General features: G+C 71.4%; 10 protein-coding genes. 5 read left to right on the forward strand and 5 right to left on the reverse strand.

The genetic code is table 11. From position 1 onward, the window contains the following. Window positions 1–209 precede the first annotated feature (209 nt). From ACFQWG_RS02570 to ACFQWG_RS02585, 4 genes are all read left to right on the forward strand, one after another. On the forward strand, window positions 210–869 hold the full coding sequence (locus ACFQWG_RS02570; protein ID WP_380971814.1) for an ATP-dependent Clp protease proteolytic subunit: 660 nt from the start codon (window positions 210–212) through the stop codon (window positions 867–869). A 1-nt stretch (window position 870) separates the two neighbouring features. Further along, entirely contained in the window at window positions 871–1,542 is a 672-nt protein-coding gene (locus tag ACFQWG_RS02575) for an ATP-dependent Clp protease proteolytic subunit (protein WP_380971816.1), read from the forward strand. 140 nt (window positions 1,543–1,682) lie between these two features. After that, window positions 1,683–2,942 carry an ATP-dependent Clp protease ATP-binding subunit ClpX gene (gene clpX / locus ACFQWG_RS02580; protein WP_291500248.1) on the forward strand — a complete coding sequence of 420 codons (1,260 nt, stop codon included), beginning with the start codon at window positions 1,683–1,685 and terminating at the stop codon, window positions 2,940–2,942. After that, window positions 2,942–3,286, forward strand: coding sequence for a chorismate mutase (locus tag ACFQWG_RS02585; protein WP_380971818.1), 345 nt, complete (start codon window positions 2,942–2,944; stop codon window positions 3,284–3,286). Before clpX ends, ACFQWG_RS02585 begins: the two co-directional genes overlap by 1 nt. Here ACFQWG_RS02585 and ACFQWG_RS02590 read toward each other — a convergent pair. The 5 genes from ACFQWG_RS02590 to proC form a co-directional block, all read right to left on the reverse strand. Further along, window positions 3,240–3,701: an NUDIX hydrolase gene (locus ACFQWG_RS02590; protein WP_380971820.1), complete on the reverse strand. Its 462-nt coding sequence runs from the start codon at window positions 3,699–3,701 to the stop codon at window positions 3,240–3,242. The genes ACFQWG_RS02585 and ACFQWG_RS02590 overlap by 47 nt on opposite strands. A 1-nt stretch (window position 3,702) precedes the next feature. Further along, window positions 3,703–5,715, reverse strand: a complete 2,013-nt coding sequence (locus ACFQWG_RS02595; RefSeq protein WP_380971822.1) for an AMP-dependent synthetase/ligase — start codon at window positions 5,713–5,715, stop codon at window positions 3,703–3,705. A gap of 93 nt (window positions 5,716–5,808) precedes the next feature. Next, complete coding sequence (gene valS / locus ACFQWG_RS02600; RefSeq protein ID WP_380971824.1) at window positions 5,809–8,571, reverse strand: valine--tRNA ligase; 2,763 nt, start codon at window positions 8,569–8,571, stop codon at window positions 5,809–5,811. 121 nt (window positions 8,572–8,692) lie between these two features. Continuing rightward, entirely contained in the window at window positions 8,693–10,489 is a 1,797-nt protein-coding gene (locus ACFQWG_RS02605; protein ID WP_380971826.1) for a helicase HerA-like domain-containing protein, read from the reverse strand. Between the two features lie 200 nt (window positions 10,490–10,689). Then, a complete protein-coding gene (gene proC, locus ACFQWG_RS02610; RefSeq protein WP_380971828.1) occupies window positions 10,690–11,499 on the reverse strand; it encodes a pyrroline-5-carboxylate reductase in 810 nt (269 codons plus the stop codon). A 238-nt stretch (window positions 11,500–11,737) separates the two neighbouring features. Here proC and ACFQWG_RS02615 point away from each other — a divergent pair, with 238 nt between their 5' ends. After that, on the forward strand, window positions 11,738–12,484 hold the full coding sequence (locus ACFQWG_RS02615) for a helix-hairpin-helix domain-containing protein (RefSeq protein ID WP_380971830.1): 747 nt from the start codon (window positions 11,738–11,740) through the stop codon (window positions 12,482–12,484). Window positions 12,485–12,546 lie beyond the last annotated feature (62 nt).

Raw genomic sequence — 12,546 nt, forward strand, 5'->3', positions numbered from 1 at the left:
CGAGGACGACCAAGGACCCGCGACCGGCGGGGCCGCCTCCCAGCGGGGCCGGCCCCGCCGGTCGACGTCATCGCCGGAGCCGTCCGCAGGCACGAGCCTGCGCCTTGAGCGAAAACCCCGGTCGGGGGCATCCCCGCACCGCGAGGAACGGATAGGTTGGAGCCCGGAACCGGCCCCCGAAACGGGGACCACGGACGGAGGGACGACACGTGAGCGACGTGCACAACACCGCGACGGCCGAGGGGACGGGCAGCGGAACCGGGCTGGGCGACTCGGTCTACCAGCGCCTGCTCAAGGAGCGGATCATCTGGCTCAACGGCGAGGTCCGCGACGAGAACGCGAACGCGATCTGCGCGCAGCTGCTGCTGCTGGCCGCCGAGGATCCCGAGCGCGACATCTACCTGTACATCAACAGCCCCGGGGGCTCGGTCACAGCCGGCATGGCGATCTACGACACGATGCAGTACGTCAAGCCCGATGTCGTCACCGTGGCAATGGGCCTGGCGGCCTCCATGGGCCAGTTCCTGCTCACCGCCGGCGCGCCGGGCAAGCGCTACGTCACACCCCACACGCGCGTGCTCATGCACCAGCCCTCGGGCGGCGCCGGAGGCTCCGCGACCGACATCCGCATCAACGCCGACCTCATCCTCAAGATGAAGAAGGAGCTGGCGGGCATCACCGCCGAGCGCACGGGCAAGTCCGTCGAGCAGATCGAGGCCGACTCGGACCGCGACCACTGGTTCTCCGCTCAGGAGGCCCTGGAGTACGGCTTCGTCGACCGTGTCATCAGCACGCCCCAGGAGGTCGGGCGCCGCGCCTCGGCCCCCTCCGACGACGCGCAGTCCGACGGCCAGAACGGAGAGAACTGACATGAGCTCCCGACCCTACTTCGAGGCGATCTCCCGCCAGATGTCCGCAGCCGGCCAGGCGGGGACGCTGCCGCAGTCGCGCTACGTCCTGCCCTCCTTCGAGGAGCGCACGGCCTACGGCTTCAAGCGGCAGGACCCCTATGCGAAGCTCTTCGAGGACCGCATCGTCTTCATGGGCGTCCAGGTGGACGACGCCTCCGCCGACGACGTGATGGCGCAGCTGCTGGTCCTGGAGTCCCAGGACCCGGACTCCCTCATCACGATGTACATCAACAGCCCCGGCGGCTCCTTCACGGCCCTCACCGCGATCTACGACACGATGCTCTACGTCAAGCCGCAGATCCAGACCGTGTGCCTGGGCCAGGCGGCGTCGGCCGCGGCCGTGCTGCTGGCGGCGGGATCGCCGGGCAAGCGCCTGGCCCTGCCCAATGCGCGCGTCCTCATCCACCAGCCGGCGATGGAAGGGGTGCAGGGGCAGGCCTCGGACATCCAGATCGTCGCCGACGAGATCGACCGCATGCGGGTGTGGCTCGAGGACACGCTGGCCAAGCACTCGAACAAGACCGCCGACCAAGTGCGCCGCGACATCGAGCGCGACAAGATCCTCACCGCCCAGGAGGCTCTCGACTACGGGCTCATCGACCAGGTGCTCGTCTCCCGCAAGGCGGAGTGAGCCGCGGGCGGCGCCTTCTCCGCCGGCCCGCCGGAGAAGGCGCCGCCAGGAGGGGACACGGGCGGAATCGGGTCGCATCGGCCGGAGCGCTGCAATAGGCTGATGACAAGGGACACCAGGTATTCGGGGAGGAGGGTCCCATGGCCCGGCTGACGGATGGCGCGGAGCTGCTGAAGTGTTCGTTCTGCGGGAAGACGCAGAAGCAGGTGCGCAAGCTCATCGGAGGCTCCGGCGTCTACATCTGCAACGAGTGCATCGAGCTGTGCAACGAGATCATCGAGGAGGAGCTCTCCCCGGCTCCCCACGCCTCCGACACCCCGCTGCCCAAGCCGCGTGAGATCCACGACTTCCTCGACTCGTGGGTCATCGGCCAGGAGCGCGCCAAGCGGGCGCTGTCGGTGGCCGTGTACAACCATTACAAGCGCGTGCGCTCGCGCGAGGCCGGCAACGACGAGGACATGGAGGGCACGAAGTCCAACATCCTCCTGCTGGGCCCCACGGGCACCGGCAAGACCCATCTCGCGCGCTCGCTGGCCCGCATGCTGCAGGTCCCCTTCGCCATCGTCGATGCGACGGCGCTCACCGAGGCCGGCTATGTCGGGGAGGACGTCGAGAACATCCTCCTCAAGCTCATCCAGGAGGCGGACGGCGACATCAAGCGCGCCGAGCGCGGCATCATCTACATCGACGAGATCGACAAGATCGGCCGCAAGGGGGAGAACGCCTCCATCACGCGCGACGTCTCCGGCGAGGGCGTCCAGCAGGCGCTCCTCAAGATCATCGAGGGGACCGTGGCCTCCGTGCCGCCCCAGGGCGGACGCAAACACCCCCACCAGCAGTTCCTCGAGATCGACACCTCCGGCATCCTCTTCATCGCGGCGGGCGCGTTCGCGGGCATCGAGGAGATCGTCAAGCAGCGTCTGGGGCAGCGCTCCACCGGTTTCGGGTCCAATCTGAAGTCGGCCTCCGAGTACGGGGACCTCTACGAGTCGATCACACCGGAGGACCTCCACAAGTTCGGGATGATCCCCGAGTTCATCGGGCGCCTGCCGATCATCACGAGCACGCACATGCTCACCGAGTCCGACCTGTCGCGCGTCCTCACCGAGCCCAGGAACTGCCTGGTGCGCCAGTACCAGCACCTCTTCGAGCTCGACGGCGTCGACCTGGACTTCACGCCGGGCGCGCTGCTGGCCGTTGCCGCCCAGGCCAACTCGCGGGGCACGGGAGCGCGCGGGCTCGCCTCCATCATGGAGAAGACCCTGTCCGATCTCATGTTCGAGATGCCCAGCCGCACCGACGTCGCCCGGGTCGTCATCACGCGGGAGATGGTCGAGGGTTCGGGCGACCCCGAGCTCTACGCCGAGGGCGAGGGGCCTGACGCCGTGAGGATCGCCTGATGGGGCCCGGGGAGGGTCCGATCCCGGAGAGCGGGATCCCCGCCGACCTCATCGAGGCGCGCGCCACGATCGACAACATCGACGCGGCCCTCATCCACATCCTCGCCGAGCGGTTCCGCTGCACGCAGCGCGTCGGGCATATCAAGGCCCGTCACGGCCTTCCCCCCGCCGATCCGGGCCGGGAGGCCAGACAGGTCGAGCGCCTCCGACGGCTGGCCGAGGAGTCCGGGCTGGACCCAGACTTCGCGGAGAAGTTCCTGTCCTTCATGGTCACGGAGGTCATCCGTCACCACGAGGTCATCCAGGAGGAGTACCGGCAGGGGACCCTCCCGCCGGCCCGGTGACGGCGATTCCCGCCCTTCGGAGATAGACGTCCAAATCGTCCGTCAGGGGCAGCGACGCCAGCTCCTCGGGTCCCGCCCAGCACAGGGCGTCGGCGTCGTCGCCCGTCCGGAGCTCCCCGCCCACCACGGTCGCGGCGAAGTCCCTGATGTCGAACAGCCTTCCGTCGCCGGTCGGGGACGTCAGCCTCCACAGCTCGCGCCCGATCCTCACCCGCAGGCCCGTCTCCTCGAGGGCCTCGCGCCGCGCGGCGTCCTGGAAGGTCTCGCCCCTCTCGACATGCCCGCCCGGCACGGACCACAATCCGCGCTGCGGTTCGCGGCCGCGGCGAACGAGCAGCACGTGACCCAGGTCGTTCACGATCACCGCGCTCGCCGCGGGGACGAGTCGCCGGAGGCCGCGAGAGGGGGCGCGCACCTCAGTGGCCGGCCTCGGGCACCGGGCCGCCGTAGATGTCGTCGATGACGTCCTTGTAACGGGCGAGCACCGCGCCGCGCTTGACCTTGAGCGAGGGCGTGAGCAAGCCGTTCGCCTCGGTGAAGTCCGTCGTGAGGACCGTGAACTTGCGGATGGACTCCGCCCGGGACACGTGCTTGTTCGCCCGGTCGATCGCGCGCTGGAGCGAGTTGAGGACCTCGATGTTGCTGGCGGCCTCCGCCACCGACATCTGCGGCAGGCCGTGGTTCCTCAGCCACACGGGCAGCATCTCCGCGTCCAGTGTGACGAGCGCGGCGATGAAAGGCCTCTTGTCGCCCACGACCACGATCTGGCTGATCAGCGGATGGCTGGTGAGGTCGTCCTCGACGGCTGCGGGGGAGACGTTCTTGCCCCCGGCCGTCACAATGAGCTCCTTGAGCCGTCCCGTCACGTGGATGTAGCCGTCCTCGTCCACGGAGCCGAGGTCGCCGGTGCGGAACCAGCCGTCCTCGGTGAAGGCCGCGGACGTGGCGTCGGGGTCGTTGTGGTACCGCTGGAAGACCATCGGCCCCTTGACCAGGATCTCGCCGTCGTCGGAGACCACCGCCGAGGCCTTCGGCAGCAGGGAGCCGACGGTGCCGATCTTGTTGAGGCTCGGCGTGCTCACGGAGATGGGGCCGACCGTCTCGGTGAGGCCGTAGCCCTCCAGGACCGTGAGCCCCAGGCCCGTGTAGAAACGCGCGAGGCGCTCCGACAGGGGGGCGCCGCCGCAGATGAAGAACTCGAGGTTGCCGCCCACGAGCGCGCGGATCTTCGAGAAGACCAGCCTGTCGGCGACGGCATGCTGGGCGCGCAGCGCGGCCGAGGGGCCCTCCGCGGTGTCCTGGGCCTTGGAGTACTGGACGGCGACGTTCGCCGCCCAGCGGAACATCTTCTGCTTGAAGCCGGCCCCCTGCTGCGCGTCCGCGGAGTTGTAGACCTTCTCCAAGACGCGCGGGACGACGAAGACGAAGGTCGGACGGAAGGCATGGAGGTCGGGGAGCAGGTTCTTCGTGTCCGAGACGTGGCCCAGGACGCCTTCGCCCGACAGCTGGAAGACCTCGATGAAGCGCGCGAAGACGTGCGCGAGGGGGAGGAACAGCAGGAACCGGGAGTTCGGGCTCGCATTGACCTCCGGCATCCACCGCAGGGCGTTGACGATGCCCTCGGCGAAGTTGCCGTGGCTGATGACGGTGCCCTTGGGGCGTCCCGTGGTGCCCGAGGTGTAGACGATCGTCGCGACGTCGGAGGCCCTCAACCGATCCGTTCGGGCGCCGACCTGGGCGCGCGTGATGCCCACCGCGGCATCCTTGATCGTGTGGATGGCCTCCTGGTCCAGCGACAGCACCCGCAGGCCCGGGCGGTCCGAACCCGCCGCACGGACCAGCTCCGACATCGTCATGGTCTCCGCGACCGCCAGCTTCACGTCGGCGTCGCTGAGGATGAAGCGCGCTTGCTCCAGCGAGGAGGTCTCGTAGATCGGCACGGGGACGAGGCCCGCGTACCAGCAGGCGTAGTCCAGGAGCGTCCACTCGTAGCGAGTGCGCGACATGATGGCGACAGCGTCCCCGAACTCCAGGCCCATGCCGATCAGGCCGGCGGCGACGTCCTGCACCTGGTCGTAGAACTGGCTGGCGCTCAGGGCCGTCCACGTGTCGCCCATCCCGGACTTGACCTCGATGAGCGCGCGGCGGGCGGAACGCTGGATGCGGCGTTGCAGCAGGTACGGGATCGTCGTCGTCTCCTCGACGGTGACAAGGTCGGGGCCCAGCCACACGGGCGAGCCCTCGCGCCGGCCGGCGACCGTGTCCCGCAGGAAGGACGGGGAGTCCAGGGGCACGGGGGCTCCCGCCGTCGCCTCCTCGACGCCGAGGGGCGCCGGCATGGCCGTGGCGGGCTCCGCCTGGCCGCGACCCGGGCCTCGGCCGGGCGTCCGGCCGGGTCCCTTCTTCTGCTGTGGTGATGGTGCCGTCATCGCTTCACTCCTCACTGGTGTGCGCACGCCCCAGCCCCCCGACGGGGCCCGGGGCCGTCCGGATGGTGCTCGTCCCGGTCCGCCGCCAGGGCTTCAGCCCTCCTTCGGCCTCCTGACCTTCGCCGGGGCCTCGCCCAGCTCGACGTCCTGGACGCGCATCCCGTCCCAGGGGTTCGCGGGGCCGTCCTCGTCCCCGGTGAGAGCGACGAGCCCGAGCCCGCCGGAGACCTTGGTGGCGGCGCGCAGATCCTGGGAGACCTCCTCGAGGACGGGCAGCGCGTCCTCGGCGGCGGCGACCGTGACAGCGAGGAAGGGGGTCCGCGGGGAGACCTTCGCCTCGGACTTCACGCGGCGCAGGACGATGAGGGCGGCCGAGGCGACGCGCAGGACCGCGGGATCGCCCGAGGTGGCGGCCTCGCCGAGCTCCGCCGGGGTCGGCCACGCGGCGCGGTGCACGGAGCCCGGGCGATACCAGGACCACACCTCCTCCGTGACGAAGGGCAGGAACGGGGCCAACAGGCGCACGACCGTGTCGATGACGAGGGCCAGCGCGGCGCGGGCCGACTGGGCCGCCTCCTCCGGCCAGGCGCCGTCGCGATTGTAGGCGCGGTCCTTGACCAGTTCGAGGTAGTCGTCGCAGAAGGTCCAGAAGAAGGACTCCGTGGCCTCCAGGGCCTTCGCGTGGTCGTAGTCCTCCAGGGCGGCCGTGGCCACCTCGACGACCCGGGCGAGCTCGGCGAGGACCGACCGGTCCAGGGCCTCGGTGATGTGGGCGGGATCCAGGTCGAGGGGGGCGCCCTCGGCGCCCATGGTGAGCGCGAACTTCGAGGCGTTGAGGACCTTGATGGCCAGGCGGCGCCCGATCTTCATCTGGGACTCGTCGAAGGCCGGGTCCAGGCCGAGCCTGGCCGAGGCCGCCCAGTAGCGCACGGCGTCCGAGCCGTACTTCTCCAGCAGGCCCATGGGCGTGACCACGTTGCCCTTGGACTTCGACATCTTCTTGTGGTCGGAGTCCAGGATCCAGCCGGAGATCGCGGCGTGCCTCCAGGGCAGGGCGCCGAACTCGAGGTGGGCGCGCACGACGGTGGAGAACAGCCAGGTGCGGATGATGTCCTGGCCCTGGGGACGCAGGTCCATCGGGTAGACGCGGGAGAAGAGGTCGTCGTCCTCCAGCCATCCGGAGACGATCTCCGGGGACAGGGACGAGGTCGCCCACGTGTCCATGATGTCCAGCTCCGCGGCGAAACCGCCCGGCTTGCCGCGCTGGTCCTCGGCGTACCCGTCGGGGACGTCGGTCGCCGGGTCGACGGGCAGGCGGTCCTCGGAGGGGGTGAGCATCTGGTCGTGGTCCACCTGGCCGTCGGCGCCGACCCGGTACCACAGGGGGAAGGGCACGCCGAAGAAGCGCTGGCGGGAGACCAGCCAGTCGTTGTTCAGGCCCGTCACCCAGTTCTCGTAGCGCACGCGCATGAAGTCGGGGTGGAACGCCAGCTCCTTCCCGCGCGCGACCAACTCCCCGTTGAGGTCCGCGCCGGTGGCCGGATTGGCCCAGACGCGCCCGCCGTTGCGGATGTACCACTGGCGGGAGGTGACGATCTCCAGGGGCTTGTCGCCCTTCTCGAAGAAGTTCGTCTGGCGCAGCGTCTTCGTGGGCTCGCCGCGCATCTCGCCGGAGGTCCGAAGGCGCGCCACCAGGGCCTCGCGTGCGGAGAACGTGGTCCTCCCGGCCAGCTCGGCGAAAGCCTCGCGTCCCGCTGGGTCGGTGATCCACTCGGGGGTCTCGGTCTGGAGGCGCCCGTCCTTGCGCAGGACCGCGCGCAACGGCAGGTGGAGGTCCCGCCACCAGTCGATGTCGGTGGTGTCTCCGAAGGTGCAGCACATCGCGATGCCGGCGCCCTTGTCCATCTCCGCCTCCGGGTGGGGGAGGACGGGGACCTCGACGCCGAACACCGGGGATGTCACGGTCGTGCCGAAGAGGGGCTGGTAGCGCGGATCATCGGGATGGGCGACCAGGGCCACGCAGGCGGGCAGAAGCTCGGGGCGCGTCGTCTCGATGCACACGTCCACGCCGTCCTCCACCGGGGCTCCCGCGGAGGCGGCGCGCGCGGCGGCCTCCGGGTCGGTGAGGTGGAAGGCCAGCCGGTGGTAGAAACCCGGGTACTCGCGGCTCTCCAGCTCCGCCTGGGCGACGGCCGTCTGGAAGGTGACATCCCACAGGCCCGGCGCCTCCGCCTGATAGGCCTCTCCGCGGGCGAGATTGCGCAGGAAAGCGGCCTGGGCGACCTTGCGGGCGCGCACGCCGATCGTCTGGTAGCGGTGCGTCCAGTCCACCGACAGGCCCAGGTGGCGCCACAGCGCCTCGAACTGGCGCTCGTCGTCGACGGTCAGGCGCTCGCACAGCTCGACGAAGTTGCGCCGTGAGATCGGGATCTGGTCCCGGGATTTGATGGACCTCCCGTCCCCGCCCTCGTGCGGGGGGACGAAATCCGGGTCGTAGGGCAGGGAGGTGTCCACCCGCACGCCGTAATAGTTCTGCACGCGGCGTTCGGTGGGCAGGCCGTTGTCGTCCCAGCCCATCGGGTAGAAGACCTCCTTGCCGCGCATGCGCTGGAAGCGGGCGACGAGGTCGGTGTGCGTGTAGGAGAAGACGTGGCCCACGTGCAGGGAGCCTGAGACCGTGGGCGGGGGCGTGTCGATGGAGTAGACCCGCTGGCGGGTGGCAGTGCGGTCGAAGGCGTAGGTGCCCGCCTCCTCCCAGCGCTGGCCCCACTTCGCCTCCAGTCCGTCGGCGCCTACGCGATCCGGCACCACGGGTGCCGGAACCGATCGCGGGGCGGGTGTGGGCTGGGTGGACATGGCCATTGACTCCTGTTCGACATGGGCGGGGAACAAGCCAAGACTACGCAGGTGCGGCGCGCGGCACCAAAGTCCCGCGGGGCGGCGGACGCCGGCGGCCGCGGGGAGGCCGCACGCAGGGTCATCGGCGGCGCGTCCCGAAGAGCGTGCGGGTGATCTCGCGGCCCAGCTGCGTCCCGGCGGCTCGGACGGCGCTGCCGAGGGCCTTCTCCAGGGCGCTGGTCCGCTTCTGGCGTTCCCTCTCGGCGACCCGGGCCCCGCGCTCCGCCTCGGCCTGGAGTCTTCTCTCCTCCCGGGCGGCGGCCGCGGCCTCGGCCTTCGCCCGCTTCTCCTCGGCGCGCGCGTCGGCCTCGCGGGAGGCCTGGGCGGCTGCCGCCTCTTCCGCCCGCCTGGCGCGGTCGGCGAGCTTCTCCTGGGCGGACACCGGGTTGACGGCCGTCGCGTACTTCGCCGTCAGCGGCGACGACGAGGCCAGTTCGGCGACCGCGGAGGCGGAGGCGGGACCCATGACGGAGGCCGGCGCCCAGATCCTCGTCGGCGCCACGGGGGTAGGGCGGCCGTCCGGCGCGAGGACCGTGACGGCGGCCTCGCCCGTGCCCAGCGTGGTGAGCACCTCCTCGAGGTCCAGGTCCGTGTCGGGGAAGGTCGCCACCGTCTGACGCAGCCTTTTCTGGTCGTCCGGGGTGACGGCGCGCAACGCATGCTGGATGCGGGAGCCCAGCTGGGCCAGGACGTCGGCGGGAAGGTCCTTGGGCGTCTGGGTGACGAAGACGATGCCGACGCCCTTGGAGCGGATGAGGCGCACGGTCTGGACGACCTGGCGCTCGAACTCCTTGGTGGCGTCCGCGAACAACAGGTGGGCCTCGTCGAAGAAGAAGACGAGCTCGGGGCGCTGCGGGTCCCCGACCTCGGGCAGGTGGGAGAAGAGGTCTGCGAGCAGCCACATGATGACGGCGGAGACGAGCGCCGGGCGCTGCGAGATGTCTCCGACGCCGAGGAGGCTGATGACGCCGCGCCCCTCCGGCGAGCGGCGCAGGAGATCCGCCGTGTCGAAGGCGGGTTCGCCGAAGAACCGGTCGCCGCCCTGGGCTTCCAGAGCGGTGAGCGCCCGCAAGATCACGCCGGCCGTCGCCTTCGAGACACCGCCGATGCCGTCGAGCTCCTCCTTGCCGCCGGCGGAGGTGAGGAAGGAGATCACGGCCCGCAGGTCGGCGAGATCGACGAGTTCCAGGCCGCGCGCGTCCGCCCAGGAGAACACCAGTTGGAGCGATTGCTCCTGCGTCGTGTTGAGGTCGAGGGCGCGGGCCAGGAGGATCGGGCCGAAGTCGGAGATCGTCGTGCGCACCGTCGCGCCCGGGAACTGGACATCGGCCCCGCCCAGGCTGAGGAGATCGACGGGGAAGGCCGCCGGAGCCCAGGCCTGACCGTTCGCGGCGGTGCGGGCCGTGAGCCCCTCCGAGGGCGCTCCCGGTTCGGCGAGCCCCGTGAGATCGCCCTTGACGTCGCACAGCAGGACGGGGGAGCCCGATGCCGACAGCTCCTCGGCCAGCAGCTGGAGCGTGCGGGTCTTGCCTGTGCCGGTGGCGCCCGCGACCAGGAGATGGCGGTTGACGACGCCCAAGGGGAGGAGGACGTGGTGCCCGGGGGCCGGGGCGGTGCCGTCCATCAGGGTGCCGATCGCGATGCCGGGGGCATCGAAGGCATAGCCCTGGGCGATCGTCCGGGCGGTCGGGGAGAGCTCGGGGGCGGAGCCCGCGGGGGCGGGCGGCTGCGGGAGCGCATCGGTGTTCGTCCCGGCGGCCTCCACCGCGATCCGCAGCGCCTCCGCCTGCGCGCGGGCCGCCTCGGCCTCTGCGGCCTTCGCGCGCGCCTCCGCCTGGGCCAGCTGGGCGCGCAGGGCCTCCACGTCATCGCTCATGGCGCGATCCTATCGGCGCCTCGCCCAGGAGGGGCGGGCTTCGCGGACACCGCGCCGGGCGCCTCCGGATCCGGCGCCGCACCGGACGGCCATGCGCCCGTCGCGAGGTTCGAGACCGGATCCGGCCAGTCCCGGGCCGGTCAGACCGCCGAACCTCGGGCTGGGCGCGGAGCCGGAAGCTGGAGGCCGGGGGCCAGGAGTCAGCAGAGCTCGCGGTCGCGGGCGACCGCCGCGTCGACGGCCTTGACCAGGGAGGTCGACAGTCCGGCCTCCTCCGCGGCCAGCAGCCCCGCGATCGTGGTCCCGCCGGGGCTGGTCACCTGGTCGATCAGCTGCCCGGGGGTCACCTCCTTGCCGGCGGCCTCCAGGACCAGTGTCGCGGACCCGACCAGGGCCTGGGCCGCAATGGCCACGGCCTGCTGCTTGCGGAGCCCGTGCTTGACGCCCGCCCGGGCGAGCCCGTCGATGATCTCGAACACCCAGGCGGGCGAGCAGCCGGCCAGGGCGGAGAAGACGGGGAAGTCGGCCTCGTCGATGGCGATCGAGCGGCCCACCGAGTCCAGCAGCGTGCGGATGTCGGCGACCTGGGCGTCCGTGACACGCTCGTTGACGCAGAAGCCGGTCATCGACTGGCCGATCTGGGCGTTGACGTTGGGCATGGCCCGGGCCAGGGGAACGGGCGCGCCGAGGTCACTCTCCATCGCGGTCAGCGTGCGCCCGGCGGCGATTGAGAGGACGCACACGCCCATGTGGTCGGTCACGGCCTGACGGATCTGCTCGATGACCGGCGTCTGGAGGTGGGGTTTGACGGCCAGGACCACGTAGTCGGAGCGCAAGACCAGGTCCGCGTTCGAGGCGGCGACCGTCCCGCCGGTGGCCTCGGCCAGAGCCGGGGCGTGGACGCCGTGGGCGTCGGTGAAGAGCATCTCCGATCCGTCCAGGCCCGCTCCGACCGCTCCCCGCGCGATGGCTGAGGCCATGGATCCCGCTCCGATGAACCCGATGCGCATGCGAATCCTCCCACTCGTCGGTGCCGGGCGCCTGCCGCCCCGGTCAGGCTAGCGAGGGCGCAGGCTGTTCCGCGAGTCCCGTCCACCGAGAACGCGGGGCTCGATGGGCGGGGAGGCGCGATCCGTCCACATCGGAGGCGGCTTCGTGGAGCCCGTCCACAGGCGGTCCGGCGGCGCGGGGAGCGTCGGCGGTGGAACCCGTAGCGTCTGGCGGGTGGACCCTCTTCGCAGGCGCCGGATGCGTCGACTCACAGAGGCCGTCTACAGCGGAGCCGCCCATACGAGGGGAGAACCGCCGAGACGGTCGCAGGCCCGGGTGCTTCCCGGTCCCGCGACCGTCGCCGTCCTCGCTGTGGTCCTGATCCTCGTCGCCGGCATGTCCGTGTGGCGCGCGCTCGCGGGAACGGCGGGTGCGGGCGGGCAGGAGACGGCGGCGGCCTCCGGCGCGTCGCAGTCCGGCCAGGGCCTCCCTGGCGATCCGGAGGCCCGGACCTCCTCCTCGGGGCGCGACCCGAGCGGGGCGCCGAGCCCGGCTGACCTGGTCATCGTGTACGTGACGGGGCGGGTCGGATCCCCGGGGGTCGTCTCCCTGCCCACAGGGTCGCGCGTCGTCGACGCGGTGACCGCGGCCGGCGGGCCCCTGTCTGACGCGGACCTCGCCGCCGTGAACATGGCGCGCCTCGTGGTCGACGGCGAGCACATCCAGGTGACGCGGCCTGGTGAGACCCCGCAGGAGCCGGTTCCGGGCGGGCGAGCCGCAACCGGCGCGGACGGGGACCCAGGTATGGCCGTGGCCTGCGTCGACCTCAACACCGCCGACCAGACCGCGTTGGAGACGCTGGACGGCGTGGGCCCCGCGCTGGCGGGACGCATCCTGTCCTATCGGAACCAGGTCGGGTCCATCGCGTCGGCCGACCAGCTGGACGAGGTCCCCGGCATCGGGCCGGCCCTGGTCCAGCGCATCGCAGCGGGGGCGTGCCCGTGAGGGCCCCGCGGGCCGGCGGCGGGGGTGCCCAGCCTGGGCTCGGACCGTCGCGGAGAGGGGCG

Origin of the sequence: Schaalia naturae, from assembly GCF_042665795.1 — a bacterium.
GTDB lineage: Bacteria > Actinomycetota > Actinomycetes > Actinomycetales > Actinomycetaceae > Pauljensenia > Pauljensenia naturae.

Excerpts from the sequence above, each read along its gene's own strand:
- ACFQWG_RS02575 (WP_380971816.1), top strand. The coding sequence starts at position 871 with ATGAGCTCCCGACCCTACTTCGAGGCGATCTCCCGCCAGATGTCCGCA.
- clpX (WP_291500248.1), top strand. The coding sequence starts at position 1,683 with ATGGCCCGGCTGACGGATGGCGCGGAGCTGCTGAAGTGTTCGTTCTGC.
- ACFQWG_RS02585 (WP_380971818.1), top strand. The coding sequence starts at position 2,942 with ATGGGGCCCGGGGAGGGTCCGATCCCGGAGAGCGGGATCCCCGCCGAC.
- ACFQWG_RS02595 (WP_380971822.1), bottom strand. The coding sequence starts at position 5,715 with ATGACGGCACCATCACCACAGCAGAAGAAGGGACCCGGCCGGACGCCC.
- valS (WP_380971824.1), bottom strand. The coding sequence starts at position 8,571 with ATGTCCACCCAGCCCACACCCGCCCCGCGATCGGTTCCGGCACCCGTG.
- ACFQWG_RS02605 (WP_380971826.1), bottom strand. The coding sequence starts at position 10,489 with ATGAGCGATGACGTGGAGGCCCTGCGCGCCCAGCTGGCCCAGGCGGAG.
- proC (WP_380971828.1), bottom strand. The coding sequence starts at position 11,499 with ATGCGCATCGGGTTCATCGGAGCGGGATCCATGGCCTCAGCCATCGCG.
- ACFQWG_RS02615 (WP_380971830.1), top strand. The coding sequence starts at position 11,738 with ATGCGTCGACTCACAGAGGCCGTCTACAGCGGAGCCGCCCATACGAGG.